This window comes from Luteibacter anthropi (genome assembly GCF_011759365.1).
Taxonomy (GTDB): domain Bacteria; phylum Pseudomonadota; class Gammaproteobacteria; order Xanthomonadales; family Rhodanobacteraceae; genus Luteibacter; species Luteibacter anthropi.
Genome location: NZ_JAARLZ010000005.1, coordinates 216961 through 241966, shown reverse-complemented (window position 1 = coordinate 241966; position 25006 = coordinate 216961). Strand labels below are relative to the sequence as shown.

Sequence of the window (25006 nt, the reverse complement as noted above, 5' to 3'; positions counted from 1 at the left end):
AACACCATGACGTTAGATGGTCGACTTCTTACTGGCGTGAGTGTGCTCGCGGCTATTGTCGAAACGGGTGGCTTTGGACGCGCCGGGGAGTTGCTCGGAATCACGACATCCGGGGTGAGCCGATCGCTTTCCAGGCTGGAGGCGCGAGTTGGTGTTCGGTTGCTTGACCGTACTACGCGCTCCGTTAGCCTGACGGAGGAGGGACGGCGTTTCTATGAGCGTGTCAAACCGAGTATGGAAAGCATCGAGGAAGCAGCCTCAACGGCTACGGCCTCCGCTGCTGTCGTCCAAGGTCGACTGCGAGTCAACATGGATCCGCTTGTAATGCGCCTTCTGGCGAATGGGCGTATTGGAAGCATTCTGGACGCCCACCCTGGCCTGAGCCTAGAATTGCTTTCCCGGGAGCAGATTGGCGACATGGTTGGCGAAGGGGTTGATGTGGCGGTGCGATTTGGGGAACCCGTTGGGGTCTCTCTCATTGCACGAAAGATTGCTGACTTAAAGTTGATCACGGTAGCGTCACCTGAATATCTCAAGCGCACTGGTCGGCCGAGTCATCCCGACAAGCTTCAATTGCACGATTGTATCTATCTTCGAGACCCCATTACGTCCCGGCCTTTTTCGTGGGAGTTTCATGGAAAAGGGGGTGCACTTACCGTCAAGACACGAAGCCGCCTGTGTGTGAGCGACGCGTCTACGATGCTTTCAGAATGCCTCGCTGGAACCGGCGTCGCCCAGGTTTTTTCCGTTGTTGTTCGAGACATGGTTCAGCGCGGTGATCTCGTTGAGTTGTTTCCTGATTGGGGTGAGGAAACATTCCCCCTGTATGCGTTATATCCCTCCCGAAAGAACCTCCCCATGAAGGTCCGGGCTTTTGTCGATTTTATTGTCGATACAGTTAAATAAGTCGTTGCTGGCAACAGCATTCCAGAATAATTCCAAATTCGACCTTGTCGCCTAAAGGATCGCCTAAGCAAGAGTGTAACCAAAACCAAGCGCAGTCCATCTGTTAGTGCACCAAGCCCGCTGGCGCCTTCTGACCTCGATGTTGATGTTTCGGGCATCGATTATGTGATGGCCGAAACACAGGTAACTGCCGGTGGCTCTCGCCGGATATTCAGTCGTCCGTTTGGCCCACATCTTCGAAGTGCAAGGGGGTGGTGCTGGTCCGGCGGAAATCCGATCCGTATTCATGGTCAAACACCGATAGCGCCAGATTCCCATCCAGTCGTTCGGAGACGATTCTAAGGTGCGTATATTCTTCACTGACGGAGATGATACCCGGGGCTACATTTGCGATCACCGTAAACGATGCTCCCGTGGGAATCCCCTTGTCATGGTAAAAAACCCCAAAGAATGACTCTGGTCCGGTGTAAACAGGTTCTTCCCCATCGTCCGGATCTACAGGGAGTGGGTCTCCGGCATCAAATTCCTTTCTACGGTCTCCAATGGTCACAGTGACTCTTGCATTGATGGCGGCAGCGCCATGATTGGTCACAGTTAGAATGGCTCTGCGGACATTCCCTGCGGAATCCGACTGGTAGTCTCCGGATACGGTATACGCTGGGGCAGTACTGATGAGTTCGGCATTCCAGCGCACTCGTTCGGCGCGCAGGTCTTCGCGGCGTTTTGCCTCTTCGGCCCGCATCTGATCGCGCTGGAGGAAGAAGGCTCGGGCTGTCCAGGCGAGAGCGGTCGGGGCAAACACCCCGCCTAGCCACGATCCGACGTGATCAAGTTCCTCAAGGGATGGCCAGTGACCTCCAGGTCGGAACCAGCCGGCGCCTGCAAGCAGAGCAACTGAGGTGCCAGCGGCGAGACCCGTTAGGCACGCGAGCGTACGGGTCCCCGTGTCAAAGCCTTTCCAGGTCTTTTGAAAACGCCTGAGCCATGCCCATTTTTTCGATTCCTGCACCGTCATTGAACGTCCCTTGTTTTGAATCGCTACGGACTAGCTTTCCTATCATATGCGAGAGCCAGAGCGGCTTTAGGCCATAGATACTGCGACGGGAAGACTTTTTGACACTTAGCCCCTCAGGAATGCCGCCGCCTGCTCAAGCCTGTCTGTAAGGTCGACCACCGCGTCGGCATAACCCGGGAGAGGATGAATGCCCGGAGGGCCCAGAAGACTGACCACCCGTCCGGCAGACGCGCGGAGGTCCGGATTGGTTGCGACCGCAGGCTTTTCGACCAGTTGCCCGGCCCGGAAGCGGGCTTCGGTGAGGTCTCCATCGAGCAGCGCCTCGCTCAAGGCCACTGCCTCGATGAGCAGCTCGGCTGCTTCAAGGACCGCTTGTTCGTCCTGCATCGATTTTCCTCCCTCTGTTGCCCACCATTGTAAGCACGAATGGTGGGCCTGTTTCATGGGTGATACGGAGCACAGTACAGGCTTCAATTGGACGTGAGAGCGGCCTAGAGTAGGGGGATGGCAGGGCCCCGAATTCTTCTGCGGAGGTGCCCATGGCTTCGCGCCTAGAGTCCCCGGATGTTTTCCTTCCGGTTGCAGCTTATGTGCGTGTCTCGACTGACATGCAGAAGTACTCCCTGGCAAACCAACAAGACGCGCTGTCGGCGTATGCCGACCTGCACCACATGCATATTGTAAGAACCTACAGTGACGACGGGAAAAGCGGCCTGACCGCTGAAAATCGACCCGGGCTTTTGTCCTTGCTCCACGACATTGGTAGTGGGCACGCTCGATTCCGAGGGGTTCTGGTGCTGGATGTGACGCGTTGGGGACGATTTCAGAACACCGATGAAGCGGCGTATCACGAGTTCCTTTGCTGGAAAAGTGGGGTCAAGGTCTTTTACGTTGCTGAACTCTTCGAAAACGATGGAAGTCCCTTTTCCATGGTGTTCAAAGGGCTCAAACGTGCCATGGCCGCCGAGTACAGCCGGGAACTGTCCATCAAAGCCTTCGCCGGCCATCGTCGTCTTGCCAGCTTGGGCTACCGGCAGGGCGCCACCCCCGGGTTTGGCATCCGTCGGATGTTACTCAGTGCCGATGGTGAGCCCCGAGGGCTGCTCAAGAATGGAGAGCGGAAAAGTATCAAAACGGACCGCGTCGTTCTGGTGCCTGGGCCTCCTGAAGAAGTCGCCCTGGTCCGTTGGATGTTTGAGCACTATTTGAAAAATGGCAACTGCGCGGCCATCGCTCGTGAACTCAATGCGCGAGGCATCCTCTCCGACCGGGGAAAGCCCTGGGTGTATGGGACCATTCGCAATCTGCTTGATGCCGAGAAGTATGCGGGGCGGGTCGTTTACAACCGTGCCAGTAAAAAGCTGGCGGGTCCCCAGGTCAAGAATCCGGAAAACGAATGGATAAGGCACGAGACTGCCTATGAGCCCGTGGTGCCGCCCGAACTCTTCGAAGCGGTCAAGGCGCGACGCATGAAAGAAAAAACCTCGCTCTCCAATGCCGAAGTTCTGGACAAGGTGCGAGCTATTTTGCAGCGGGAGGGAAGGCTTTCACGGGGCATTTTAGAATCTGAGCCCGACCTTCTTTCTGGTCGTGTTCTCATTGACCGCTTTGGAAGCCTGACGAAGTTGTATGAGATGGTGGGATTCAAACCCAGTCGGGATTTGAAGCATGCGAAGGTCTGCAACTGGCTGACGGTTTGGCGTCGCAGCCTGACCGACTTTACCCGCGAATGGCTCTCGGATGAGGGGTCCCATGTCGCCGAGCGGGATTGGTGCCTCCAGGTCGACGGGCTATGGACGGTGTCGTTTACGCCCATCCATGTTAACCAGGCTGATGATGGGCGCCTTCGATGGATTAACTATCGTTCCAACACCGATGCTGACCTCATCGTCTTTGCTCGTATGGCGCACGGAGAGTCCGCGCCACTGGACTATTTTGTGCTCCCGCGCGCGGTGTTCTCCGAACTACCGAAGACGTTTTACTTGAAGAACACGCCTGACTTGGAGAGTTGTCGATTCTCCTCTTTGGCCATTCTCGGTGAGCTCGCTCGAGTGTCTCGGATGGAGCCAGGAGACGGCGAAGGTGATGGTCTCGATGAAGGAAGAATGACCACCGGTAGCAGTGACGGGTGCATCCATCTTGCCGCCAGTGCTTGTCGGGCCCGTCTTGGGGCGTTTCGAGAGGCGATGCGCATTCTTCTGAGCGACAAAGGAGCGAGGGGGATGTTGGCCCAGTGTGGGTACTTGCGACTCGGTCAGGCTCGAATCGGTCGCCGCGCCGAGAACGGCAGCACAGACGGGGTAGTAGTGATGGAGAGCATGGTGGTATCACGCCTGGTCTCGGCCGTCCTCCGCGAACCCGAATTTACCCGATGGATGGCGACCAAGTACCCCGATGAGATGGGAGTGCTCAGTGGGGTGAGTGCCGGGCAGGCGATGGACGGGTTGGGGGCGAGGCAGCAGGCATAGTCCATCTTCCGGGTGCGCCACGAAGATTCGGTAGCACTAGAAAAGCATGGCTGAGATAACGCCGAATGTGTCCATTATATGCACCTGGAGTGATGCATGAAGGCGAACCTTAAGGGACTTGTTCAGTGGCTTAAGCTCGAAAATGGCAAGGGGATGATGCTCCTCAATGGGCTGGTACTTGGCTTGCTCGAACACTACAAGGGTCTCGAGTTCGGTCAAGTGACTCTCTGACCGTGCTGCTTCGCGGCCCTTGATGGGTCTCTCGACCGGCGCCGAGCCGATGAGCGGGTCCGCCGCGCGGTACATTTGGCGATGACGCGAGCTACTGACGAGTTATGGTTACCATGTGATGCATTGTCCATGCTCTCTGCCCGGGCGTTACGCGACCGCCAGTTCGAACGCAATCGTTTCGCTTTGTGTTGACGGCGTCCAAATACTTATGGCCGGCATGTCATGCACGGTGCGGTGCGGTGCGGTAGAAAGGCTGGGGCAGCTGACGTACGTTGTCACGGCGAGCAAGTCACGGCTTCGTGATATTCGCACGGCTTAACTTAGTCGCAGTAATTGAAGTGAGCTGGATTCCCGTCCCATGGCGTGTAATATCTGTTTCCGTCCCAATAGCCTACCCGTGAGGCATCCCTGTCGGTCTTGGCCCGTGTTATGTGCGGTGCAGTGTGAAATGCGAGCGCTGCCTCGCTCATGTCGGGAATGACGTAGCCCATCTGTCCGTAGCCATCGTGGGAAACCGTGAGAGAGGGTAGAGTCATGAGAAGGGCTGCGTATTTTGTTTCCTTGACGACCATGGCGAAGGCGTTGATAGTCATGTTGTATCCGTATGTTGCGTGCACAATGCGAGCATCCGGCCGATAACGGAGTTCCAGAAGCAACTTTTCTACTGAGTCTCGTGAAATAAGAGAAGCTTTGTCGGTGACAACAACCTCGCTGGCTGCTCTGCACCACTCCGACACGTCGGTCGATGTTGCAAGGGTCAATGCACCCTGTGAGGCAAGTGCAAAATCCTTTGCACTTGGGAGGTAGCTTGACGTCGTGACGAAGATCCCGTGTGTGGCACGCTCGTTAGCCATGACGCCGCGAAGGGCGGCGACAGGCTCTAGCGAAATCTTGTTGTCCCGCCTGTAGCGCTTGGCCTGGACAAGGGTGTGGACATCGCCGAGTGGACCCTTCCACAATCGCACGTCTGCTCCACCGTCACCGGTTCCCGGGCCGAGCACCGCGCGAAACCCTTGGTTCTGGAATACGCGGAAGAGTAGAACCTCGAGCTCACGCCAGTGAAGCCGCTCGAGGTCGTCGGGGCGTTTGTGGAAATGCTCGTATAGTTCCGCGTGTACATCGGCACAGTCATCTTTGATGAGGCTGCAGACCCATTTCCAGTGGAAATATTGCCGATATGCTTCGGCACGTTCGGTGTCTTCAGTTTCTAGGTAGGCCACTCCACTGACGTTGTCCCTACGTTCAAACAGAAAGCCCATGCTGTCGAAAATGTCGTGAAATTGGGACTCGTCAATTCCGTCGTAATCCCCGTCGATTGCGCCGCCCAGAGTGCCTTCGTACCAAAGGACGAGGCACTCCGGCGGATCGCCGGGTTCAGCACCTACGTGGCTTTCAAACGTCTTGAACCCACAGTCGTGCCAAAGCCCGCGCTCTTCGGCCCATGTCTGCACGCGCCGTTTGAGCTCATCAATTTCAGCCACGACCCGTTGATCGTTCCACGACGAGGCAGCAGAAGGGTGCGGGCTAGCTAGTTGGATTGGATGGTATGACATGGCGCCTGACCGTGGCCTTGGATAGAACCATTCTGCCAGTACAGACAAGCAATTTTATCCAGTTATCTGGCCAGGCCTGCTTTGTGGGAGTCCGATGGCGACGTGCCCTTGGAAGGGAGTAATGTCAACTGTTAACGCAGGTCACAATTTGGTTGGTTCGATGAAGGCGCGGTACCGGGGCTGAGCCGATGTGTTATCGGCAGCGCACGCGCGGTCGAGCTTTGTTGGGCGGCAGCCGATATGCTATCAGGCGCGCACCTATTATGCTTGTCGGAATGGGACGAACTGTCCCTACTGTCAGTTACTGTCTGAAGTCTCACAAGGAACATTCAATGGATGAAAAGGTGATGTCACTGGAAATCGAAGAACTCATGGCCGACGAGCGTTTGGTCAGACTATGCGAACTGCATCGGACGGGTGACAGTATCTTCGATGTCATCCGTCTTACGGAAATGCAGCACTCGGCGATGTTGGCATGGATGCTAGATCCGAAGGAGGGGCACGGTCAGGGCGATGAAATCCTTCGGGACTTGCTGGTGGCGGCCTCCGTCGCCTGCCAGGGAACCAATGCGTTGCGTAAAAATTCGGCAACGGCTTCTTTTTTTAGGGCCCGGCCTCCCTCTGCGCTGCGCGTGGCTAGCTTTGCCTCAGCGTTTACCGTCAAAGAGTTCGGCGCAGGCAACGGCCGTTTTGACTTGTTCGTCGTCGACCCGCAGAACAAATTCGTCCTAGTCATCGAGAACAAGGCTGGGACGAAGCACCAGCGCAAGCAGCTTGATAGCTATGCGACAGAAATCAAGAGCCTACTTGCGGCTAACCCGCATTTGAGGGATTACGAGAGGGCATTTATTGCACTCGACACCGATTTTGACCCTGATTTCGACGGTGAGCGTGAGGCGGAAAATAACTGGGTACACCTCGGGTACGAGTGGCTTGAGACTTCGGCCTCTAGGGCACAGAGCCATCTCGATCGCGGTAACGCATCGGCGCGGCTGGTCTCCGCCTACTGTCAGGCACTCTGGCAGTTCGAGCTGCCGCGAACGAAGGAGATAGAGCGTCTGGCGGCAGAGCTGCACCGAGACTATCCGGGGGCAGTCAGCGAGATTGCTGACTTGGGTGTAGGGCGTACAGAGATGACATGGCTTCGGAACGCCACCATTGATCGCGACCTGATCGCCTTCGGGCTTCAGAACAAGAGCGTTATCCAGACCCTGAGGAATACCAACGGGATGGCCGCTGTACGCCTTGATCTCATCGACGCGCTGGGTATCAAAGAGGAATATATTGAGTCCGAGGCAAGAAACGTCAATATATGTCCCCGGGAGGCCAAGGGCCTCGGAAATGGGCATGAATGGCCGGTTTACATCGAGGCCCGCGCCGTTGGAGAAAAACAGGATCGTTTCAACGTCTTGATTGTCTGGCGCGGCCGCAAGGCGAGCACGCCGGAAGTTGCCGAGGCACTCCGTACTGCGCTGATTGGGCTCCATCATGAGTTTGCCCAACGGCGCGATTCGAGCTGGCGCCGTGTGAGAGTCGGTGAGAACGTTACGCTGCCGTCCCTCCGAGGCCTGGTCGCCGAATGGGAGGGGAAAATTCTGTCGGCAATCCGAAGTCAGGGATTGTGACAGCAGGGGTGGCAACCCTAAACCGAGGGGCGGCAGGGTGCGGTCGACCACAGGGTGACGGCGGTTTCGGGTGCATGATCTGGTCTGTCCTGTATGCGGAGCGACCCTTCGCCGAGATGCGCAATTCTTTTAGGCCATAGATGGATGTAGGCGCTGTGAGGGGCGTTCTGCCAAGATTTGCAATCCAAATTCTGTCTGGACACGGGCTGTATTGGTATTCTCCGCTCATGCATCGGCCCAGCTGCTTTCGAGATCAGTGCAGCGCAAGCTCTTGCCATTGCGAGAACATAGGGAGGTGCCGTCATGGCAACCGAATCGGTCATTGATGTTTTTCCATCCGTTATCTACGACATCTACCGGGCGAAGGGTAAAGGATTGCGGAAAATGGCGGACGACCCGCATGCGCGGAACCTCGCGAGGGCCTTTGCGACGACCTTCATCCGGGAGCGGGAAAAGGACTTCAAGAAGACCTCGGGCACAAGTCCCAAGGGGGCATCGGTCGTCGATCAGCGCATGATGGGAAACCGCGTTTTGTCGCACGCTGACCTGATGGCGCAATACTCGGCCATGCGGCCTGACGACTGGGTCGCGATCGCTACGGCGGCCTTTTACCATGGTCGTTCGCAAAAGCATCTAACCGACAAGCTCCGCGCGAGCGAAAAGCCAGTGAACGACGGGCAAAACTGTGATGAGAAGGGGGACTACGCTGCAAAGACTGTCCCTTGGCGGGTTGATCTCATCGAGCGAGGGCTTGCGCGGCGCGGAACGACGTCGGACGCCAGGGAGGGGGCATGAGTAGGGACGACAAGCCGCTTCCCGTCAGCGAGCCCAAGTCTTTCGAGTTCGAGGTGCGCTGGGACTGGGTAACCGGTGCAGAGCTCGCATCGATACTCGCTAAGCCTACCAAGGATGGGGAGCCCGGTAACGCAGATCAAATCGATGTGCTGGCGATTTTGTCAAAGAAGATTTCATGGGTCGTCGAGGTTGACGAGGACGGCAACACCACGGCTATCGTCGGCTCACCAGTAGTCGGATCCATCGATCCAGAGCTGATGCGGCGGGCGCTCGTGAAACTGGGGGCCCGCATCGAGCGGATGTCGGCATTTGAAGCGGTAAGCCGGCCTTGGACGAGCGTCGAGGCCCGGAAACCCTGGGCAGGAATGGTCGGCGCAGCACTGGAGGCTATGGCGGTGGTTGCGGAGGCGGGAGAGTCCCTGACCGAGCGGTATGTATTGGAGAAAGGCCTCCCCACAGCGGCGCGACCTAGGATCTTCAAGCCCCTCTAAGGCGGGGATCAAACGGCGCAACCGTTCTTATCCCCACAAGTGTTCGGAGCTCCCCCAACAGGAGCTCCGAAATGTCTGCCTCGAACAATCCCAGGGTCCGTCACCCCCTCGCCACCCCGACCTCGGGGCATCGGCGGCGGGCATCGCCTCCTGCGCGGCCTGCGCTCGTCGCGCGCAACTCCTCGGGCTTTGCCTTCGACCGCACGGTCGGGGAAGAGACGTGGCTGACGCCGCGCTGGCTTGTCGATGCCCTCGACTTGCCGCACAACGCCGACGTCGACCCCTGCGCCCCGCCGGTGCGTCTCTGGAAGACTGCGCGCCGCCATTTCAATAAAGCCCAGGATGGTTTTAACCGCACTTGGCGTACGTCCGATTTCTACTGGGTCAATCCGCCCTATGGGCGGGAATGTGCGGCCTGGATGGAAAAGCTTGCAAACCACGGCAACGGTCTGCTGCTTATCTTCGCGCGTACCGACACGGTAGCCTTTCATGACTTGGTTTTCGGTCATGCAAACACCTCGGCCGTTTTCTTTTTCAAGGGGCGATTGAAGTTCGCCAACAAAGATGGCGAGCAAGTCGGCACTGCTGGCGCACCCTCCGCTCTTATCGCCTATGGCGAGAAAGCCATGCGCATTCTCGATAAGGCTATTCATTCGGGTTCGCTTGAAGGGCATCTTCTGGTTCTCAATCGCTGAATTGCGATCCCTTTAGAGGTAGCCCCATGTGAGGGCCCAGAATCTGTCGAGGTGAGTCTCGCCTGTTATCGTTCCTGATGAGTGCATAGACTTACTAGGTTCTCAGAGTAGAGAGGACAAAACTCTTTTACAAAATTTCGCATTCGCTAGTCATGAGTGAGTGAATCTAACATTGCGAACTGTGGAGCGATGTCCGTAACTGTCATCGTCACCTTCGGGCGACAACGTCGCATTCTCCGCAGCGAAAGCTGGGTGGATTCGTTATGGCCGATAGGTTCCAATGGAGAGGGAGTCACCGCGAGGGTGGCGATTTTACCGATGGATGTTGTTTGGTAGGTACTGGCGAAGCGCTCAGGCGACGTCGAGCACGCGCCAGCCGGATGCCGTCAGCGCGTCTAGATCACCCGCAACTAGACGCGAGCTGTTGATGGACAGACAAAGGAAGCGGGATGGGCGGGATGCGCCAACATAGACGTGCCGCAGCAAGTTCGGAAGGCTACCGGGTGGCTTTCTTTCGGCGGGGCGTCCGGTGAGACGGCGGAGCGCTTCGGCAACGTCAAAGCGTCTTGAAGGGTGGCCAAAGCATTCGAGATAGAGGGTTGCCAGATGGGTCTCTCCCTTGGCCATTGCAACCGTGTCGACGGAGATGATAACGGATTGACCATTAACCTCGACATGGATCCCGTTCGGGCGTTCGATGGGCAAAGCGTCATCGTCATCGGGCGTCTCGAATATCGGGAATGCCGCGAATTCATTGGCCGACGTCCCTGGCATCAACGGTGCGAGTGCACCGTGGAGCCTTGAAATGACCTTCTGCTGGCTGTCCGTGCTCCGGCCGGCAGTCTTGTCCAGGGCGATGTGCCGGCAGGTCATAAGTATATTGGACACGTCGTACTCCGCCTCCCTGAATGCGCGGAAAAGGCGCCATGGCTCGCGGATGTCGGCGGCCATCGGGGCCTTAGCCTCCCTCAATGCTAGGAGCATGATGCGACGTACACCCTTGACGAAGCGATGCTTTCCGTTAGGTTGGGGGTCCCGAGCGAGACCAGGATGAGATTCGATTCCCTCCAATTTCCGGACGCCCTTGAGCCGTGTCCCCGAGTCGCCGGCTTGGATCCCATGGACCCGTGCGTCATTGAAATGGTCCGCTGCTTTGCATCGGCTGGTTTGCGATTGCATCGCCTCTCGCAGTTTGATGAGGGCAGTTGCGCGGACCGTTTTTATTTGGTGGATGAGTCGTTGGTGCCTTACGCAGTCAATGGTCGGATAGGTGCGCCGAGCCTGGCTGCGCTGTGCGCCGACTGGTTCGCGATGAGTCGCTACCTCGTTGCTCAACATGGCAGGGCGGCGGAAGTGGCCCGTCGGTTTCTCTCTCTCGATGAGGCGGGTCGATTGGCGTTGCGGGCATGGGTCTCGAGCAATGGCGCTTACCGCCCGGAGGGTCGCTGGTATGACGAGGCAGGGCTGGCGGATTGGCCCTGGCGACATCGATATGAGGCATCGGGTGAAGCGGGGGAGCAAGTGTCACTACGGGAGAGCGTCGCTCTGGCCGATTTCGACCCCAGGCGAACGAGTCGATATTTTCGCGCACTGGCGAGCCTGATTGATGGCGCTGAGCGCTCCCATCTTGCAGCTGTTATTGAGGAAGCGTTGGTGCCTACTGAAAGAGCTTGCCGAATATGAGGGGATTGACGGCGACGAGTGCGACAAACGACGCTTTCCACCATGGAACCCATCGAACTTACCCTGACCCTTGTCGCCAAGTTTGAAGTCGGATCGCAGCCCCAGTCGCAGGGCGATATATCGCCCGAAAGGTGCCGGGCAATCCGAGCGGTCTTGCTTGACCGCGTGCAAGACGACGAAGACATCGAGCTTGTTGGTGATTTGCTGATGGATTGGTCGGATGCTGATTGGTGGATTGCGTGTCGTTGCACAGGGGCACCGTTGGCCAATGCGCCAATCCTTCACCCGCGCGTCAGCCATGCCGCGCCGGATACGGACGCCGAAGACAAGTTTGCGCTGGTCCGCATGCCTAAGCGTGGTGCGCACCACGAAGAGTGTCCGTTCGCTGGGTCGGCAGGCAACGAAGCCGGGGCTGCTGTCGCCACAGACCGGGGTCCCCGAGCGATGGTCCGGGGACTCAGTGTGTTGACCGCGACGCACTCGCGACAGGCCACAGCGACAGGTGGAGGCGCCCATCTGGCAGATTCGAATCCGCGCGGCAAACGAATTCCGACGATGGCCCGCGTTCTCTTTACTCTTCTGGAGGCTGGCGGTCTGCAGAAGGTACACGTCAGAAAGTTCAGTCTGGCTGACCAGCTCTCGACGCTCCGGGACGTCATCAGTCGCCGTTTCATGGATGATGCCGAATTATTCCCCGCCGCTGGATGGGTGAGGACCTCGCTGAGCGAGTTTAATGACCTCGCTCGCCTGTTGGCTGAAGAGCGCTCCGTGAAAGCATGGCCACGAGGACTCCGCGCGCATGGACTCATCATTGATCACGTCGGCAAAGTGCGGGAAAGAAGCGGTCGGCTGTTTCTGGCCCCCACGCATGGACAGGAGCTTGAGGTCCACGGACGCGTCCGTCGGCCAGGCGCGGAGACGGTGGGCCCCTACGTCGCAATCATGCTGGTCACCGTGCCAAGAGCTGGCGGCGCCGCTGTGATCTCTCAGGCATACCTGCATCCAGCGGCAGATTCGAAAGGGTTGCTTCTGGTCGACTCGGATCTGGAGCGCAAAACGTTGGGTCAGCTCCTCATCCTTCAGCATAAGTTGCGCTCCGAAAGCGGAGACAAGGTTGAGATCGAAAAGCCCTACCTCGACCACTATGGTCCTGGTATTCGCCCCGACTTCATCGTTGCATACGCCGATCGGAAAGTCGTCGTCGAGACCATGGGATATATCGGGGAGGACTACGCCGAGCGCAAAAAGCGGACGCAGGCAGAGATGCTCTCGATCGGACCGGTTCTTCATGATGAATCACCCCACGACACCATTCTCTCGAGATTGGTGAAGGCGCTACAGGATCCTTGAATTCGGCTTGGATTTTGATGAAGGACGGCACCTTCGGTTGTGCAACCGCTGCTTGAGACGATTCTGTCTCCCTCGCATCAGTCAATCGCCGGGGTCTGCAAAGCCGAATTCCTCCGCGTATGCCCGAACGTTCATGTAGCGCGTCAGTTCGTCCACCAGCGTGGCGGGCATCACTGTCCGCTCATTGATGCGGGCAAAGACCCCGACCACTGCAAGGAAGGCTGCAGAGACAAGGGAAAGCAGCACACCCCGGACGGAGACGAGTGCACCAAGGATGTCGGTCGGCCGCGCCGACAATTGTGGAGCGGCCGGGGAGGGCAGGAAGGACAATGGGTAAATGACCCCGGCGAGGAAGAGAACGACGACCAGGGCAAGCCAGAATCGCATGGCGCGCCGGTTGTTTGCTGACTGTCCGCTGGAGGCGAGGCAGTTTCCAATCAGCCGGATGTGATGGTCGACCTTACGGCGCACCTCATCGATGCGCTCGCGTTCGGTGCGCATCATCCTCAGCAGCTCCATGTTGGGGATGCGGGGCAGGGTCCGTACCGACTTCTCGACAAACGCATCGACGCCGAACGGCATGCCGGTTCTCTTCAGCACGGCGGCAGTAGCCGGCGACATGGGACGGTTGCGTCGTTCACGCGCCTTTTGTCGCGCGTCAAGATGTGCCTGAAGGAGGGCGTCCATCACTGTGCGGTTGGCTTCGGGCGCCACGAAGGGTGACATCGGAAAATCGGCAAGGAGTCCGTCGACCGTGAGCTGGTCGTCGTCTGTCTCTTCGGTGTTTTTCAGGTGCGCACCCGCCTCCTCAAGCGCGTCTTCGTTGTACCGCCTCGAATACCATTCGAACCTGCGCGCGCCAGCTTCGTCGCCAAGCCGCTGCGCCTCGGTCTGGAGTTGGGTCATCTCCTGCACGCTTGACTCGTGCGCCGTCTGGTTGGCAAGCACCTTGTTGATGATGAAGCCGGCGAAGATGGCGACGATGGCGGCAGCGGATTGGGCAAGGGAGCTGAAAAACCAGTCCCAGTCGGTATCGGCAAAGGTGGGTGTAGTCATTTGGCTCAGGAGCTGGGCGTTGCCGACGAGGATATCTCGATCGATGCCATGCACGTGGGGGCTTCGTTCATTCCGGGGTACGTCCAGCTGGGTGCGCTGACAACCCAGCCGGAACGGAGCGGCTCAGGCCTCGGGCCAGTAGCCTCGCTTGACGTCTTCCTCGGCCACTTCCATCAGGTGTTCGAGGAGTGAGTCACCATTTTGCATGCGGCGGTCGATTTCGTTGATGTGGCTCACCGTGTAGTTCCCAGTAACCTGTTTGCCGCCGCGCTCAACATGCACGATGAATTGCTGGCCATCGGAATTTGCGACGACATCATAGGTATTTTTGTTGTGGATGAATGACTTGGTCTGGAGAGGCATTCTCGGGTGGTCCTGTGATTGAGTGATGCAGCAATACGCGTGGAATGGAATTTCCCGGCGGATGACCGTCTGCGGCGTTTGCGCCTCTGGGCGGCGGCCCCTCACCAGGGCCGTCCGAAAGCCTGAGGGGGGAAGCGTCTCCCCGATGCACGTTTCCGGCGCCCATATGCACTTGCTTCGAGCACATGATTCATCGCAAATATGGTCGATTGCCTCATTGTTGATTTACGCCGTGACAGATGTGTCCGATTGAGGGCCGGTTTGATGCCATCCCTTGAATGCGGGCGACGTGACGACCTCTGCAACGGGGGCGTAGAATCGCCGGACTTCGTCGTTGGTGGACGGTCCCGATCAGAGGGCCGCAGCGGATAGATGTGATAACGAAGCCCGCCTGTGTATTCAACCACGACCCGGTCACCCGCTTTCAGGCCATGGGCCTTGAAGAAGTCTTCCTACCAGTCGCGGGCGCGGAAAAACTTCTTCTCACCGTCAGTATCGGTAAGGGTTAGTTCACCGGTGCCATGGTGGATCTCCATACGTTCCGGTGCTACCTCGGCCCAGGAACCACTGCCCTTGACCGACTCCGGGAACATCCCTTAGATCGAACTCAGGTGGATGTGGTTGTAGGCAAGATTTGCCTCGGTCAGTTCGACAATGCCGTATCTCAGGAACAACCCCGGGGTTTGAATGGGGGCGAAATTAATGCGCAGCCGATTGCACGTCTTCCGTGTATCGGTCGATTCGACGGCTTGGGCTTCAGAAAAAGCATCGGACCTGTATGTAATCCAACACCCATTGTCGGGGGCTTCCCGCCTGTGACTCGTCGGCGGCAGGCGGCATATTCGCGACGGTTGAGCTCAGAGCCTGCCAGATTGAGTTCAGGATGCGGCCATTGCTTGCGGCGAGTGCGCCATCCCTGGCGCTGACGCAAACACGACGCCTGGATGTCAAGTAGCCGGGGTCAGGCGACTTTCGCCGCTATCAAATCCCTCGTCTTTCAACACATCACGGGCCATGGCCTTCGCGGCCCTCTGTGCACGGATGAAGCTGATTTCATCGTTCTGGACCTTCTTCTTGAAGCGAGAGTAGATCTGCAGCGTCTCCCACGTCGCGCCCGCTTGGACAAGTTCGTCCTCCACGATGGCCCGTGTGGCAGCCTCGCCATACTTTCGGATCATGCCTTTGTAGGCGCGGTTCTCAAACAACTCACCCGCAGTGCCACTCGCGTCTTTGATGAGGCTCTCGGATACCAGGAGGCTCGGAAGGGCAGGCAAGAGGTCGCCGGGCTTATCGACCGCTCCAATCGGGTGGTTCGCCTGTCCCGCCAATTTCCCGGCCCGTCGATGGCATTCACGTTGGCCCATGAACTGGGGCATGCCGTGCTCCACCCGGAAGGCGGCGGCATCCATCGCGACCGCTCGGGCTCATCGACGAGTCCTGCAGAGGTGGAAGCAGATTTTTCTGCCATCCACTTCCTGATGCCCGAGCGTCTGGTCCGTGAAAGGTTCGAGGACCCCTTTGGCACCGCACCGTTCGTTCTCAACGACGAAACGGCATTTGCACTTCGCATGAAAAACCTCGACATCGCCGAGGAGCGTTTTCCGACGGAACGCTCGCTTTCGCGGCACCTCGCCGGGCTCGAGCAGTACGACACGCGCCACTTTCCGTCCCTGGCATCCATTTTCGGGGTCTCATTGACCACGATGGCCATTCGCCTGGAAGAACTCGGGCTGCTGTAAGGCGGCAGTGCGGATGCAGGCGTCGGGAAATTTCATGCGTGGTCACGGATGACCATTTCCCTCGTGACCATGCATGCGGCACGGCTGGAGCTCTTACTTCCCTTTCTTCTGGGTCAGTACGCTGCCGGCCAGCGTCTTGGTGGTCTGGTTGCTCCGCCCGTCGTCGACCGCCTTGGCCGCGACGGTAGCGACCTTTGCCGACGTTGTCTTTGAGGTTCCCGCCTGGGCAAGGGCGCTGGCGGCAACCGTCTTGGCGGCTTTGCTCGAGGCGGGATTGCTGAGCACGTTTGATGCCTTCGTTGCGACGGGCTTGCTGGTCTTCTCGTTCCTTCCCGTGGTTCCTCCGATGGCTTTGGTGTGGGGGCTGCTTCGATGCATCCTGCCGAACACTTCCAGCCGTGTCTGTAGGAACACACCTACACCGGATGGTCTAAGTACAACTACCCCCACTTTTGCGATTCAAACCACCGTCCAGGTTTGCGACGCCGGGGTGTGGGACTCACACGCCGTCGGCGCTCCTGAGGGCTGATGCCTCCGGAAGCTCAAGGTGCCTGATCTCGGGAAGTGGGTCTGCAGGTGCTGCCTCGAGCCACATGCGGGCCGCTGCGTTCGTGTCGGCTGGGAAGTGTGTGAGCAGCTCGATGGCAAGCTCGCAGGCGTACAGCCGCAGAGCCGGAACGTCATCATCTTCGGTCCGTGTCACCCCGGAGCGCACGCCATAGGTTGCCTCCGCGTACAGGTCGCCAAGCGCTTCCCGCAGGCTCTCGGTGTGCGCGTCTTCGGTCCGTGACCGGAACGCGCGGACAGGCTTGAGCGCGGCCATATCCTCAACCCAGGTGAGACCCAGTCCCTGATGGGTCTGGGCGACAGGGCACCGCATGCGAAAATCCCAATGCCAGTCGTCAAGATGTGCCCGCATCCAGTTTCGCTGGGTAAGCTGCTCCGCTCATAGCGTCGGCAAACAGAGCGGGTGTTAAACGCCATGCTCAAGGCTCCTGTGGCCACATAGGCCCAGTGGTTCCACACCCCTGACAGTGACCCGAAGGTGCCAACGACGTCCTTCCCGATGGCATCCACGCCCTGCCATTGACGCCATCGTAGACGGGAGCGGGCTCCATTCTTGCGCGCGTTGAGTGCCTCCAAAGGAAAAGCCGATGGCCTCGAGTTAGGCGAGGATGGCTTCGTCGGTTCGAACCGGTGTGTCCGTGACGCAGAAGCTCTCGAAGCGGGGGAGGGGAACAATGGCAAAAGGATTGGGCATGGACGCAGGCCGGGAATCCGAGCATGGCTCCGCGAGGCTCGCTGTGAACCGCTGGGCGTTGGACAATCGGTCGTAGGCAGCGTCACCTGACTGCCCAGGGATGACTAGCGAAGCAGCGCCAGCTCGAGCCCGAGAATCTCTTCGGCCCGTGTGATGTCGTAGCCGAAGACGTTGGGCCGTCCGCTCTGGCCTTGCCGAATCGACGCCCCTTCGATGGGATTGAACAGTTGGACATAGCCACCCACGTCCTCAAAACGTCCCGTCCTGATGAGCTCCCCGATGGCGTCTGCCGGCTCGAAGTCAGCAAATGCCCTCGATGGGTCCCGCGCCAGCACGACGTCCGCGACCTCCAGGGGGGAAGTCCCCATCACAAGGAATTCCCCTTGATCGAGCTCGACGCGCCTTGGACTCACCAATGGCCAGCTGTCGTGGCGGTCATGCGGATAACAATGGAACGCGCCGACATCGGTGCCATAATCCGGAAGACTTCGCGCATCCCCGATATCCGAGCCAAAGAGGGCGCATTCGAAGACGGCAAGGTCGTAGCGCCGCCCATAGCCTTGCGCCACGTCATAGATGACAGATGTTGCGACATCTGCTGCAAGGTCGGCCACCCTCTGTAACGAGGGAAGGCGGAGATGTGGCGAGCCGACCGCCGCAAGCAACCTCGTCAGCATCGTGTGCGTCACCAATGCGGGGACGATTGCGCCCGCGTACGCAAAACCCAGCTTCAGTTCAAGCACACCGTCCCAGTGCACCTTGTCGCCATCTTTGATGGGGCGATGCGCTGAAACGCGTAGGGGAAGGAGCTTGCCGGCTTGTTCCGTCAGAGGGCGATCGCGACTGTAGCGCGAGTCCGCCGCCGACCAGACCTGGTTCGTCTCCTGGTTCTTCCACACCACCACACTTGTCATGGCTCTTTCTCGTCCTTGCTCTTGCGCCGCCGGGCAGCAAGGGGCCGTATTGTGGCGGACAGATTGGAGGCCGTCCATATTGCCGGCTCGACAGTAAAAGGCGGTGGATGCATATCCGTCTTGGCCGTCCAGGTGAATGTGGTTTGGGCGTCAGGCACGTCTGGCTTTGGGCTCACTTCCCCACTCGCAGCTGCCGTCTGCGGTATAACACACGGATTGCTGCCGGGAGCCCAGACCGCATGGACCGACCATTGAGCGATGACGAGCGCGTGGCCGCAGTTGGCTCGCCCCAATTTTTCAGCGTCTTTGGGGGCTCTGACCCCGATACGCCTGGTGACAACGACGTGGCCGACATGCGCGACGGCGACGACGCGGCATGGGCAGCCATCCACAATGCGGGGACAATCGACTTGTTGGCACGCTGCCTTGATGGCGCCGACTCGGCGCCATGGTTTGCAGTGCATCAAACCGGCTGCAGACTCAATCGGTTGTTGCCATCCCTCGAATGCAGCGTTGACCAGCTTGCGGCGTTCATGGCCCGCACGCAGGGGACGGCGCTTGCTGACGTTGTAGGTACAGAAGCCGTAGTCCAATGGCTCCATGCGCGTCCGGCCATCGTGGCAGACATCGTAGCGGCTCCCACTGATGCTGTGTTGTCTGTCAACCTCTTCACCGTTGCCCTTCAGGCATCAGGGGTGACGGCAACGGCGCGGAGCCGTCTCGTCGACGGAGATGCACGAATCCGATTTCAAGCCATCAACGCCTTGGCTTGGATGCCTGACGATGAGCGTGGTGCTGCCGAGACCCTCACGGCGCTGGAATCTGTAACTGCCGACCTTGACGACGAAGAGCGGGCCGGTGTCCTTCGCGTTCTGTTTCACGTCAATGGCCTCCATCCTGGGGCCGATATCGCGCCACTTCTCAAACGCTCCCTTGCAGACGGCGGTGCGATGGCCCAGAGCCAGGCTGTCGTCGGTTTGACCCGCACGCCTTCGCTTCTCGCGCTGGCAGCACGTGACGACGTCGCTGAAGCGCTTATTGGCAGCCGTGCGTCGACATCGAGGGTCTATTCTGTTCTGGTTCGCGCGCTGGCAAAGGCAAGCCATGGTGACGCTGCGGTTCGCCTCGCCGAACGCCTTGCTGAGCCGGAAGTAACTGAAGCGCTGCTCGGCTCGTTGCCGGGCGAACATGCAATGGCGGTTGTCATTGGTTGGTTAGGACGGGACGCTGAACGACTCGGTCCTGGGATTGAGCGGTTCTTCAACGAGCGACGGGCGCGTACATTAGGACTCGTCTTCGTGCCCCCGGGGGCGATTCCTGAGGAGCCCGGCATGCGTATCCTCGTAGCGATGAAGGCGATGTGCTGGCTGCTCCTCGAGCCGGTGACCGTTGCCGCCATCATTGTGGCGTTCCTGACCGTGGCCAATGGCGACGACCAGCAAGCGTTGACCCAGCTCCTCCGGACTGTGGTCTACGACCATGCGGCGGCACGCGACCATCTGAGCAGTATCAAGGAAGAATCGGGCGTCATCGCAGTCATCGGCCCGCTGCTGGAAGAGCACGACGCTTACCAGCGTTCGCTGGAAAAGATGGTGACGATTGCCGAAATGCGTCCGTCAGAAGCCCACCGCATGACCCTGAGGATGGTCAAGGACCGGGCTTCGCAAGCGATGGCGCGAGACGTCCATGACCAGTCATCGTTTTTCTCGCTCCTACCGCGCTCCCTCGTTTTGCACGGAGCCGGCATCGTCTACGCGGTTCATGATGCGGAGGGCGGGACGATGCCTGCGACGATGAAGATGGCCACTGTCAGCACGAGCATCGCGCTGCCAACCCTCAGTGTGCTCGACCCGGTCGGATACGACATGCTCAACGTCCGAAACCACCGGGCGGACCTCAAGCAATGATGGCCCTTCTGCGCGAATACCTTGCCTCGTTACGCGAGCGCGACGAACTCGATGCGATTTTTCCTGACCTGCTCGCCGAAGTCGGCTATAGGGTGCTGACCCGACCGCAACGCGGGACGACGCAAAAGGGCGTGGACATCGCGGCCGTTGGTATTGACGAAGGCGATGGCCGGCAAAAGGTCTTTCTTTTCTCGCTCAAGCGGGGCGATTTGTCCCGCCAGGAGTGGGACGGGACACCTCAGGCCGTACGTTCTTCTCTCAACCAGATGATGACCTACCGGAGGAACCGCATCCCACCACGGCTGAGCCGATTGCCCGTTGTCGGTTGCCTGGTCGTCGGAGGCCAGATGCAAGAGACCGTGCTCGACGACTGGAATGCGTTCATCCGGGATGCCGAGCCCTTCGGCATTGAGTTTGTATGTTGGAACGGCGATGACCTCGCGCGCCTTCTGTCCAAGGGCTACCTCAAGGAAGAGGTCATGCCGCAGACCATGCGCCGTGAAATCCAGAAGGCGGTCGCGATGGCCGACTTCCCGGACGTATCCGCACGGCACTTTGGCAAGCTCTGCCGTTCGCTGGTCGCTGACCACACGGACAGTGACATAAAAAAGCGCATCACCGCCATCCGCCAGGTCGCGCTTGCCGCCTCGATTGTCCACGCGTGGTGCCGCGACATCGGCAATCTGGAGGCGGCCTGGCGGACGAGCGAGCGTGCGGTACTCTGCGCCTGGGAGCTCGCCCGTACGGCGCTGCCAGCAAAACCCCGCCAACGCGAGCGAGTGTTGACCGCTGTGAACAGGGCCATCGTACTGCACCGCCAAGTGGCGGCGGAGTACGTCCTCGACCGCATCGCGCCGAATGCGGGGATTCAGCACGGGCTGACCATGCAGGTGCATTCGGCGGAATACGCCGATATCAACCTCGCCCTGTTCACGGCACTTGGCCGAATCGCGATGACAGGCCTCTGGATGTGCCACAGTCCGGGGCCTAACCCTCACGAAGGAGAGACGGAACGCACCGCTCTGACTGCCCTCGAATGCGTTGCCATTGCCCTTCGCATGATTGGCAACAATCCGATCCTCCTTCTGCCCTGTACGGACCGCCAGGCCACCGACATCGCACTGTTTATGCAGCTCTGCGTGTATTCGGGGGCATTCGCACATGAGTCCCTTGGTGAAGGCGTGCGCGGATGGCTCGCATCCATGACGGAGCGCCTGGGCTTCACATTCGCTCGCCGGACATTGTTCCCGAGGGTCGGTTCCTCCTACGAGAATCTGGTCGACCGCCAAATGCCCATGTCCGATGAGGAGTTCAAGACGCAGACAGGCGCAAGCACGCTCATTCCCCTCCTTGCCATCTGGCTGCATGTGTTGGCGCTCGGTAACGAGTACCGCTTTCTGGAAGCGCTGGTCGAGAGCCGGATTCCACACTGCACGTTGCAGCTCTGGATTCCGAGTGAGGATTCGGAGAACAAAATCTACGGGGACGATGCGTACCACGGTCTCGCGGTGTCCGACGTAGACCTCAAGCCGGACGGGGATCGCCTTATCGCGCGGGTCTCGCGCGCATGCCGGCATGACCCCTCGCTCCACTCGTTGTCTGCGGTGACCGCCGGGCTTTGGCCCATCGTCCTCCACGGCATTCGCCATCAGGGTCTGCCGGTGCCGCCGCCATTTTGGCTTGGGCAGGCGAGTAACGAGGACGCATCGGAGCAGCCAGGGACGTAACGGCGTGCATCCTGCGCGTAGTGCGGAAAGAGTGCGTGTGGAACGCTGAAATTCCACGGTCAAAATCGGGCGCTCCGGCGCGCCGGGGCAAGCCGTCGAGGCTTCGAAAGCAGTGGAGTGTGGCGAGAGATGCGGGCAAGGACTTTCCCGGCTACGCACTCGCCGAAGCCGGCGGAGTGGATTTGGATGAGCCATCGAACCGGTCGTAGGATCAGGAGTGGCGCAATCGGTGTCTGAATTCACGGTACCCTGGTCTGGTGGTGGGTCAGGGGGGATCCAGGACTCTCTTATTTGGGTTGCTTGACAGGCCGGGCAGGGCAGTTACGATCCCGGGACACTCACCGGTACACCCGGAATGTGTCCCGACGGTTGGGAGAGAGTGCTTGAGCTGAGTCCCACTCTCTCCGCCAGAGCCCAAGTCTCTATAAATTCTAAGATTTTTATCGAATTTTCGGCTTTGCGGCACCGGTGTTTCTGGGTAGGTCAACTATCCATGCGTCTCGCCCATCATCTGCTGCGCCGCCCGAGCGGCATGTGGTATTTCCGCATCTACATTCCGAAAGACCTTCGCCCAGTCTTCGGCATGACCATTTTCAAACGTTCTCTTGGGACCCGCGATCCGGTCTCGGCGCGCACCTGCGCCTACGCTTTGGGTGCTCGATGTGCTCAAATCTTCGCCAGTGCCAGGATTGGGACGAAGGACTTGGGGATGGATTGGGACGACTTGCTTAGCAAAATCGAGCGGTTCGAGATCAAGGCGGGCCCTGACGGGGTGTCCGTCAAAACGAACGGCACCGACGCGGACAACGCGGCCGGCTTGAAGGCGCTGCAAATGGCGTTGGATAAGCCGCTTTGGGCGGCGCCCAAGCCCGGGTCAGATGCGCCTCAGCTTAAGCTCAACCGTGTCTCGCCGAAGCCACGCAGCGACGTGCCGACGTTGGCGCAGGCTCTGAGGCAATACGAGGAAGTCGAAGCCAAGGACATCAAGCCGAACACCTGGATGCAACGGCAACGCAGTTCCGCTTCCTTCCTGAAATACATCGGGTCAGGCGTCAAGGTGGATCAAGTCACCCGGCCCATGGCGGCCGCGTGGGCCAACCAGCTGCAACGCGACGGGCTCACCAAGCGCTACGTGGCGAACATGGTCTCGCACGTGGCGCAAATCTTCCAGAAGCAGGTTCAGGCCGGGCACCTGGCTACCAACGTCGTGAAGGGCGTGGTGATCATGAAAGCTGCGGACAAGGCTGCTCGTCGGAACCAGGGGCACGCATGGGAGGCGTTCGAGCTGGCTGACCTGCCGAAGATCTTCAACCCGATCGCCATGCAGCGGATGCGGCAGCCGCACGTTCGCTGGGGCGCATTGATCGGTCTTTACAGCGGCGCCCGCGTTTCCGAGGTGGCCCAGCTCTATTTGCGGGACTTTGAGGAGGTGGACGGCGTTCCCTGCGTTCGCATCACCAATGATAACGACGGGCAGTCTTTGAAAACGGAGGCGAGCCGGCGCCTCGTGCCATTGCACCCCGACCTGATCCGGCTTGGTTTGTGGAAGAGGGTGCTTCATCGTGGGTTCGTGGGGAGCGATGTGGTGAGCGTGGGTGTCCATGGGTCCTCCTGATCGAAGAAACCTAGCCGAACGAGCGTCGCTGTCAATGCCAGTGCGCGATCCAAAATAGCCTCAAGTGAGCGTGATGGTTCAAGAAAAGCGGGTATGTGCCCAGTGCGTGGTCGAGCCATACCTGGCTGGGGTCATCACGGCGTCGGGCGACGTCCAAGAGTGCGACTATTGCGGCAACGAGTTGCCGACCATGTCCATCGGCGAGGTCGCGGAACGCTTCGACGTCGTGATCGAGAATTTTTTTGACGTCACAAGTCTCTCGGATGCCGTAGTGATTTACGAGAGAGATCCGGCCGGCGATGCTATCGCCGACGTTGTGGAAATGCAGCTTGATGCGGCGGGAGAGGTGGTCGAGGATGTTTTAGAGGCACTCACAGATATCTGGTCCGATCACAGCTCCATGGAAAGCAAGTATGGCGACGATCCCTATTTCTCTGAGAATTCGCATCTCGGAGGATCGTATAGTGTTGAATGGCGGGCAATGGTGGAAAGTCTTCGCTCAGAGGCAAGGCTTTTCAACCCGAAGACCAGCGCAGTCCTCGAACGCGTCTTCGGGCCTATCCTCAGCGACAAGACCCGCAAAGGCTCGGGAGTCATTGTGGATGCTGGGCCGGGCACCGCATGCACGACGCTTTTTCGGGCGCGTGTATTCCAGTCGCTCGAAGCCCTGGAACGAGCATTGCATCATCCAGCTCGTGAGATCGGGGCGCCCCCGCCGGGAGTTGGGCGGGCAGGGCGCATGAACGCTAAGGGTATTTCAGTCTTCTACGGCGCAACATCGGCGAACACGGCTGTTGCCGAGGTTCGACCGCCGGTCGGAAGCCATGTCGTTGTCGGGCAGTTCACGATAAGTCGATCGCTCAGGCTGCTGGATCTCAACGCCCTTGCTGACATCGTGCCAGCTGGTGTTCGCAGCTATTTTGATCCGTCGACCAAGGATGTCGTGGCTCGCCACGATTTCCTTCGATCATTGTGCGACCAGTTGGTCATGCCCGTGATGCCTGAGTTTGAAGACGATGGCTACCTAATTACGCAACTGATCGCTGACTTTTTGGCGACGCACTCTGATCTCGCGCTCGACGGAATCCAATTTCAGTCAGTTCAATATGGCGACGCATCGTCGGAGCGCGGGCAGAATGTCGTGTTGTTCAATAAGGCTTCGCGGGCCGAGGGGGCAGGGCCAACCGCGGCCGATCGCGTTGCCTATGTCAGCCTCTACGAACAGGAAGATGAGAGTGAATACTGGTGGCCTCAGATAACTTTTATTGATCCTGCCGACTGGAAAAATCCGCCTTATTGGCACCATGATCGAGATGAGCGAAAGGCTGCTCTAACCCTCGATACTCAGTCCTTGGTTATCCGGAAGATTGAGGGTGTGAGCTACAAATCGAACACGTCAAAGATCCACACTGATTTTGCTCCATCGAAGGCTGAAATGTAGAAGGTGGAATACTGAGGTCTATTCACGCTCGGATCGGTTCGAGAAAGCCAACGCGTTGTTTGTAGGCATTGCTTTTTTCACTGAACCAGTCTCAGCACCGGCGGTCCTAACCGACGCTAAGTTAAGAAGCGGAACGAACAGCCCCTATTGGCATAGTGCGTGCTAGGGTAT

General features: G+C 59.0%; 23 protein-coding genes. 13 read left to right on the top strand and 10 right to left on the bottom strand.

Annotated elements, in window-relative coordinates:
• Positions 1-6: 6 nt before the first annotated feature.
• Entirely contained in the window at positions 7-906 is a 900-nt protein-coding gene (locus tag HBF25_RS11030) for a LysR family transcriptional regulator (RefSeq protein WP_166948332.1), read from the top strand.
• A gap of 211 nt (positions 907-1117) precedes the next feature.
• Here the strand turns inward: HBF25_RS11030 and HBF25_RS11025 are convergent, their stop codons facing one another.
• The gene (locus HBF25_RS11025) at positions 1118-1921 is read right to left on the bottom strand and encodes a hypothetical protein (RefSeq protein WP_166948331.1); all 804 of its coding nucleotides are present in this window, start codon (positions 1919-1921) and stop codon (positions 1118-1120) included.
• 105 nt (positions 1922-2026) lie between these two features.
• On the bottom strand, positions 2027-2308 hold the full coding sequence (locus HBF25_RS11020; RefSeq protein WP_166948330.1) for a hypothetical protein: 282 nt from the start codon (positions 2306-2308) through the stop codon (positions 2027-2029).
• Positions 2309-2460: 152 nt separating this feature from the next.
• On the opposite strand from HBF25_RS11020, the gene HBF25_RS11015 reads away from it, so the two are divergent.
• Positions 2461-4389 (top strand): recombinase family protein, encoded by a 1929-nt coding sequence (locus tag HBF25_RS11015; RefSeq protein WP_166948329.1) that lies wholly within the window; start codon positions 2461-2463, stop codon positions 4387-4389.
• 96 nt (positions 4390-4485) lie between these two features.
• On the top strand, positions 4486-4620 hold the full coding sequence (locus HBF25_RS22405) for a hypothetical protein (RefSeq protein ID WP_279588196.1): 135 nt from the start codon (positions 4486-4488) through the stop codon (positions 4618-4620).
• A 320-nt stretch (positions 4621-4940) separates the two neighbouring features.
• Here the strand turns inward: HBF25_RS22405 and HBF25_RS11010 are convergent, their stop codons facing one another.
• The gene (locus HBF25_RS11010; protein WP_166948327.1) at positions 4941-6101 is read right to left on the bottom strand and encodes a restriction endonuclease; all 1161 of its coding nucleotides are present in this window, start codon (positions 6099-6101) and stop codon (positions 4941-4943) included.
• A gap of 404 nt (positions 6102-6505) precedes the next feature.
• On the opposite strand from HBF25_RS11010, the gene HBF25_RS11005 reads away from it, so the two are divergent.
• The 4 genes from HBF25_RS11005 (at position 6506) to HBF25_RS10990 (ending at position 9779) form a co-directional block, all read left to right on the top strand.
• Complete coding sequence (locus HBF25_RS11005; protein WP_166948326.1) at positions 6506-7798, top strand: PDDEXK-like family protein; 1293 nt, start codon at positions 6506-6508, stop codon at positions 7796-7798.
• A 303-nt stretch (positions 7799-8101) separates the two neighbouring features.
• Entirely contained in the window at positions 8102-8593 is a 492-nt protein-coding gene (locus HBF25_RS11000) for a hypothetical protein (protein ID WP_166948324.1), read from the top strand.
• Entirely contained in the window at positions 8590-9084 is a 495-nt protein-coding gene (locus HBF25_RS10995; protein ID WP_166948323.1) for a hypothetical protein, read from the top strand. Before HBF25_RS11000 ends, HBF25_RS10995 begins: the two co-directional genes overlap by 4 nt.
• A gap of 71 nt (positions 9085-9155) precedes the next feature.
• Positions 9156-9779, top strand: coding sequence for a DNA N-6-adenine-methyltransferase (locus tag HBF25_RS10990; RefSeq protein WP_166948321.1), 624 nt, complete (start codon positions 9156-9158; stop codon positions 9777-9779).
• A gap of 351 nt (positions 9780-10130) precedes the next feature.
• Here the strand turns inward: HBF25_RS10990 and HBF25_RS10985 are convergent, their stop codons facing one another.
• Positions 10131-10730: a hypothetical protein gene (locus tag HBF25_RS10985; protein ID WP_166948320.1), complete on the bottom strand. Its 600-nt coding sequence runs from the start codon at positions 10728-10730 to the stop codon at positions 10131-10133.
• A 774-nt stretch (positions 10731-11504) separates the two neighbouring features.
• Here HBF25_RS10985 and HBF25_RS10980 point away from each other — a divergent pair.
• Positions 11505-12812, top strand: a complete 1308-nt coding sequence (locus HBF25_RS10980; protein WP_166948318.1) for a hypothetical protein — start codon at positions 11505-11507, stop codon at positions 12810-12812.
• 81 nt (positions 12813-12893) lie between these two features.
• On the opposite strand, the gene HBF25_RS10975 is transcribed toward HBF25_RS10980, so the two are convergent.
• The 3 genes from HBF25_RS10975 to HBF25_RS22175 form a co-directional block, all read right to left on the bottom strand.
• Positions 12894-13922 (bottom strand): hypothetical protein, encoded by a 1029-nt coding sequence (locus tag HBF25_RS10975; protein ID WP_166948310.1) that lies wholly within the window; start codon positions 13920-13922, stop codon positions 12894-12896.
• 69 nt (positions 13923-13991) lie between these two features.
• Complete coding sequence (locus tag HBF25_RS10970) at positions 13992-14231, bottom strand: hypothetical protein (protein ID WP_166948308.1); 240 nt, start codon at positions 14229-14231, stop codon at positions 13992-13994.
• A gap of 947 nt (positions 14232-15178) precedes the next feature.
• Complete coding sequence (locus HBF25_RS22175; RefSeq protein WP_243853180.1) at positions 15179-15607, bottom strand: hypothetical protein; 429 nt, start codon at positions 15605-15607, stop codon at positions 15179-15181.
• Between HBF25_RS22175 and HBF25_RS22170 the strand changes: the two genes are divergently transcribed.
• Complete coding sequence (locus HBF25_RS22170) at positions 15575-15970, top strand: ImmA/IrrE family metallo-endopeptidase (protein ID WP_243853179.1); 396 nt, start codon at positions 15575-15577, stop codon at positions 15968-15970. The genes HBF25_RS22175 and HBF25_RS22170 overlap by 33 nt on opposite strands.
• Before the next feature lie 93 nt (positions 15971-16063).
• Here the strand turns inward: HBF25_RS22170 and HBF25_RS10955 are convergent, their stop codons facing one another.
• The 3 genes from HBF25_RS10955 to HBF25_RS10945 all read right to left on the bottom strand — a co-directional run bounded on the left by HBF25_RS10955 (position 16064) and on the right by HBF25_RS10945 (position 18145).
• On the bottom strand, positions 16064-16348 hold the full coding sequence (locus HBF25_RS10955; protein ID WP_208392531.1) for a hypothetical protein: 285 nt from the start codon (positions 16346-16348) through the stop codon (positions 16064-16066).
• A 121-nt stretch (positions 16349-16469) separates the two neighbouring features.
• Positions 16470-16889, bottom strand: a complete 420-nt coding sequence (locus tag HBF25_RS10950; protein WP_166948302.1) for a hypothetical protein — start codon at positions 16887-16889, stop codon at positions 16470-16472.
• 446 nt (positions 16890-17335) lie between these two features.
• On the bottom strand, positions 17336-18145 hold the full coding sequence (locus HBF25_RS10945; RefSeq protein ID WP_166948300.1) for a hypothetical protein: 810 nt from the start codon (positions 18143-18145) through the stop codon (positions 17336-17338).
• Between the two features lie 239 nt (positions 18146-18384).
• On the opposite strand from HBF25_RS10945, the gene HBF25_RS10940 reads away from it, so the two are divergent.
• The 4 genes from HBF25_RS10940 to HBF25_RS10925 all read left to right on the top strand — a co-directional run bounded on the left by HBF25_RS10940 (position 18385) and on the right by HBF25_RS10925 (position 24835).
• Positions 18385-20052, top strand: a complete 1668-nt coding sequence (locus tag HBF25_RS10940; protein ID WP_166948298.1) for a hypothetical protein — start codon at positions 18385-18387, stop codon at positions 20050-20052.
• Positions 20049-21779, top strand: a complete 1731-nt coding sequence (locus tag HBF25_RS10935; protein WP_166948296.1) for a hypothetical protein — start codon at positions 20049-20051, stop codon at positions 21777-21779. The genes HBF25_RS10940 and HBF25_RS10935 overlap by 4 nt, the downstream gene beginning before the upstream one ends.
• A gap of 493 nt (positions 21780-22272) precedes the next feature.
• Positions 22273-23394: a DUF6538 domain-containing protein gene (locus HBF25_RS10930; protein WP_166948294.1), complete on the top strand. Its 1122-nt coding sequence runs from the start codon at positions 22273-22275 to the stop codon at positions 23392-23394.
• 190 nt (positions 23395-23584) lie between these two features.
• Complete coding sequence (locus HBF25_RS10925; RefSeq protein WP_166948292.1) at positions 23585-24835, top strand: RES family NAD+ phosphorylase; 1251 nt, start codon at positions 23585-23587, stop codon at positions 24833-24835.
• The last annotated feature ends 171 nt before the right edge of the window (positions 24836-25006 follow it).

What these genes read in the sequence shown, in the direction of transcription:
- HBF25_RS11030 (WP_166948332.1), top strand. Translation starts at nt 7, where the DNA reads ATGACGTTAGATGGTCGACTTCTTACTGGCGTGAGTGTGCTCGCGGCT.
- HBF25_RS11025 (WP_166948331.1), bottom strand. Translation starts at nt 1,921, where the DNA reads ATGACGGTGCAGGAATCGAAAAAATGGGCATGGCTCAGGCGTTTTCAA.
- HBF25_RS11020 (WP_166948330.1), bottom strand. Translation starts at nt 2,308, where the DNA reads ATGCAGGACGAACAAGCGGTCCTTGAAGCAGCCGAGCTGCTCATCGAG.
- HBF25_RS11015 (WP_166948329.1), top strand. Translation starts at nt 2,461, where the DNA reads ATGGCTTCGCGCCTAGAGTCCCCGGATGTTTTCCTTCCGGTTGCAGCT.
- HBF25_RS22405 (WP_279588196.1), top strand. Translation starts at nt 4,486, where the DNA reads ATGAAGGCGAACCTTAAGGGACTTGTTCAGTGGCTTAAGCTCGAAAAT.
- HBF25_RS11005 (WP_166948326.1), top strand. Translation starts at nt 6,506, where the DNA reads ATGGATGAAAAGGTGATGTCACTGGAAATCGAAGAACTCATGGCCGAC.
- HBF25_RS11000 (WP_166948324.1), top strand. Translation starts at nt 8,102, where the DNA reads ATGGCAACCGAATCGGTCATTGATGTTTTTCCATCCGTTATCTACGAC.
- HBF25_RS10995 (WP_166948323.1), top strand. Translation starts at nt 8,590, where the DNA reads ATGAGTAGGGACGACAAGCCGCTTCCCGTCAGCGAGCCCAAGTCTTTC.
- HBF25_RS10990 (WP_166948321.1), top strand. Translation starts at nt 9,156, where the DNA reads ATGTCTGCCTCGAACAATCCCAGGGTCCGTCACCCCCTCGCCACCCCG.
- HBF25_RS10985 (WP_166948320.1), bottom strand. Translation starts at nt 10,730, where the DNA reads ATGGCCGCCGACATCCGCGAGCCATGGCGCCTTTTCCGCGCATTCAGG.
- HBF25_RS10980 (WP_166948318.1), top strand. Translation starts at nt 11,505, where the DNA reads ATGGAACCCATCGAACTTACCCTGACCCTTGTCGCCAAGTTTGAAGTC.
- HBF25_RS10970 (WP_166948308.1), bottom strand. Translation starts at nt 14,231, where the DNA reads ATGCCTCTCCAGACCAAGTCATTCATCCACAACAAAAATACCTATGAT.
- HBF25_RS22170 (WP_243853179.1), top strand. Translation starts at nt 15,575, where the DNA reads ATGGCATTCACGTTGGCCCATGAACTGGGGCATGCCGTGCTCCACCCG.
- HBF25_RS22175 (WP_243853180.1), bottom strand. Translation starts at nt 15,607, where the DNA reads ATGCCCCAGTTCATGGGCCAACGTGAATGCCATCGACGGGCCGGGAAA.
- HBF25_RS10955 (WP_208392531.1), bottom strand. Translation starts at nt 16,348, where the DNA reads ATGCATCGAAGCAGCCCCCACACCAAAGCCATCGGAGGAACCACGGGA.
- HBF25_RS10950 (WP_166948302.1), bottom strand. Translation starts at nt 16,889, where the DNA reads ATGCGGGCACATCTTGACGACTGGCATTGGGATTTTCGCATGCGGTGC.
- HBF25_RS10945 (WP_166948300.1), bottom strand. Translation starts at nt 18,145, where the DNA reads ATGACAAGTGTGGTGGTGTGGAAGAACCAGGAGACGAACCAGGTCTGG.
- HBF25_RS10940 (WP_166948298.1), top strand. Translation starts at nt 18,385, where the DNA reads ATGGACCGACCATTGAGCGATGACGAGCGCGTGGCCGCAGTTGGCTCG.
- HBF25_RS10935 (WP_166948296.1), top strand. Translation starts at nt 20,049, where the DNA reads ATGATGGCCCTTCTGCGCGAATACCTTGCCTCGTTACGCGAGCGCGAC.
- HBF25_RS10930 (WP_166948294.1), top strand. Translation starts at nt 22,273, where the DNA reads ATGCGTCTCGCCCATCATCTGCTGCGCCGCCCGAGCGGCATGTGGTAT.
- HBF25_RS10925 (WP_166948292.1), top strand. Translation starts at nt 23,585, where the DNA reads ATGTCCATCGGCGAGGTCGCGGAACGCTTCGACGTCGTGATCGAGAAT.